Here is a 2,383-nt window from a genome sequence, read left to right on the forward strand (position 1 = left end):
AGGGTGGAAACCTTAAACAGTCTATTCGTGATATTGCTGATGTTTCTGCTAGCGTAACCGTGGGCTTTAAGACAGAGAAGGCAGAAGCCTCTGTTCAGACTTCTACCGCGGTAACAGGTACAATAGAAGCAGGACGCGCTGTTAATATGCAAGCCCACAAAGGCAGCATCCATGGTGTTGGAGCCGATATTATTGCCGGCACAAACCCGATGCAAAGCAATGATAAACAGAGCGGGAACATCACCATGGGAGCAGGTAAAGATATCACTTTTGAAAGTGCGCAAAACACACAAAGCACACAAAATCATACGCAAAGCGCTTCAATGAATGTTGGGTATAGTTATGGTACCGGTGGTCCAGGGTGGATGGGGAATGCTTCTTTTGGTAAAGGCAAGGGTTCCAGTGAGGAAGTGCATCACAAGAACAGCCATATTATTGGCACCGGCACAGTTCACACAACGAGTGGGGCAAACACCACATTGGCAGGCGCCGTGGTTTCTGGAGAGCGTGTAGAAATGGAAGTAGGGGGTGATTTCGCCATTACCAGCCGCAATGATACGGGACAAAGTTCCAGCAAGCAAGACTCTTTTTCTATTGGGTTTAATGGTGGAAAAAAGGATGATGCAGCCACAACCAATATTTCCTTGAACAAGGATAAATCCTCTAGCGATTATCACAGTGTTGTGGAGCAATCAGGCATCAAAGCCGGTGATGGCGGTTTTAAGATCAACGTTAAAGATAAAACAACGCTGACCGGAGGTATTATTGAAAGCACCGCGCCGGCAGATAAAAACAGCCTGACCACAGGAAGCATTAGCACCAGTGATATCAGCAACGGTGCGCATGCTAAAGCCAGCAGCCCTAGGTTTAGCATTTCTGGTGGCGGTGCTTTGCAACAGGGGAAATATGGCATCATAAAAAATATTGCTAAAAATGCTTTAAGTCATGGAAAAGCCAAGGATGCAGCAGAAGGGGAAACAAAATCTGCTATCAGCGATGGGACTATCATCCTTACTGATATAACTGGACAGAGGGCGATGGGGCAAGATGCTGGACAAATCATTGGCTCTCTCAACCGCAACACTGCTACAGCCCACCAAGCAGTAGAACAGCTAGATGTCGCATCGCTTGAGGGGGTAGTACATAATCGCGTAGATATGATCAATGATTTATCGGATGAAGGATTTAATATCTTTGAACAGGGCTTTGTAAACATGTTTATCAAAGAGCATTATCTGGCTACCGTGGATCACGATGAAAATGGCAATGTGATCTATGCAAAAGATGAAAATGGAAATCCTATAAGAGACAGTCATGGAAACCCGCAGCCGCAATATCATTATTTAACGCCTGAAGAACAACAGAATTTACAAAAAGGTTCTGATGGCAAGGTTCATGTTTTTCTCAATGGTATTCTTACAACACCAGATGACGCAGCCCATAATGCGGTTCAGTTGGCTGATAACAAGAATGATCCACACTATTTTCTGATGTTCCCTCATAGCGATTCGCGCTTGGTAGATTTGTTCATTGCAGGGTATCAGTATGCTCTAGAAGGTAAGTTGGGTATTTTGACCAATTCGACGAAGAAGTACCAGAATCTGTTGTATAACAAAGTTCTATGGATTACCTAATCGTACGCCAATTTATTCAAAATATTCAGGGAGGAAAAAATGAAACAAATCTTGAAATTATTAAGCGGAATAGTTTTGGTTAGTGTAGCTGGATGTAACATTGATAAGCCTTCTCTAGGGGCTCTGAGTATGTGGGAGAAACCTAGTGCAGATTTTACGGAGATAGGAAAAGCATTGTTAGAATGTGGTATGCCAACCCCTTATGATGTTTTTCCAGAAAACCAACAGCAGAGTATTAATGCGAAAGCAACAGTTGATGCTTGCATGGTTCAAGCAGGATTCCGCTATAAAGATCAAAGAGGGGGGGGTGGTGTTATACTTTTAAAGAGAAAAACTTGCCGATTTGTCGTCCAGGTGCTGTCATACCACAGCGCAGTGTCAAGAAGCGCTTGAACAGCCCTTTTTGTAAAAAGTATAAAAATGCACCTGAATGCAAGCCTTAAGTTTTGCTANAAAAGTATAAAAATGCACCTGAATGCAAGCCTTAAGTTTTGCTATTGGTGATGATCAACAATCCGCCATCCTTGCCTTCGCTTGGAATGGCGGGATTGTTTCCTCAACCAACCATTTCAATATTGTTCACCGTTGTTTAAACAGCGGTGACAGAAAATATCAACAGGCTTATGAGCTCTATTTTATTGTAAATAAATCCATTGAAAGAGGGGAAGAATGAAGAAAATCTTAAAACTGTTGAGTTGTATAGCTCTGTTAAGTATCACTGGATGTGTTAACTCAATTCCCTCACTTTC

At 42.7% G+C, this 2,383-nt stretch carries 2 protein-coding genes and 1 pseudogene; all 3 read left to right on the plus strand.

Annotated elements, in window-relative coordinates; genetic code table 11:
• The coding region (locus ACFILN_RS08630; RefSeq protein WP_375671310.1) for a hemagglutinin repeat-containing protein at window positions 1–1,634 on the plus strand (1,634 nt) is incomplete at its 5' end.
• Window positions 1,635–1,673: 39 nt separating this feature from the next.
• Window positions 1,674–2,077: pseudogene (locus ACFILN_RS08635) on the plus strand (hypothetical protein).
• A gap of 32 nt (window positions 2,078–2,109) precedes the next feature.
• On the plus strand, window positions 2,110–2,307 hold the full coding sequence (locus ACFILN_RS08640; RefSeq protein WP_375664343.1) for a hypothetical protein: 198 nt from the start codon (window positions 2,110–2,112) through the stop codon (window positions 2,305–2,307).
• Window positions 2,308–2,383 lie beyond the last annotated feature (76 nt).

Source organism: Bartonella sp. CL434QHHD, assembly GCF_042195145.1.
Classification (GTDB): domain Bacteria; phylum Pseudomonadota; class Alphaproteobacteria; order Rhizobiales; family Rhizobiaceae; genus Bartonella.